The following is a 205-nucleotide window of genomic DNA, read 5'->3' on the forward strand; positions in this document are numbered from 1 at the left end:
GGGAGCAATGAAGCAGATCGCCAAGAAGCTCAACTTCGGCAAGAAAATCACGATCCACACGTTACGCCATTCCTACGCCACGCACCTGCGCGAAGCCGGCGTTGGATTGAAGGTCATCCAGAAGTACATCCATCGAGTGGCGATCAGTGACAAACGGATCGTCTCGGTCACCGACCGTTCGGTCTCGTACACCGTCACGCCCACA

General features: G+C 56.1%; 1 protein-coding gene. It reads left to right on the forward strand.

Annotated elements, in window-relative coordinates; genetic code table 11:
• Positions 1-205 (forward strand): tyrosine-type recombinase/integrase (locus tag H1B37_RS33265; RefSeq protein ID WP_182871564.1); only part of this gene is annotated, 205 nt, incomplete at both ends.

Source organism: Stieleria mannarensis, from assembly GCF_014154935.1.
Classification (GTDB): domain Bacteria; phylum Planctomycetota; class Planctomycetia; order Pirellulales; family Pirellulaceae; genus Stieleria; species Stieleria mannarensis.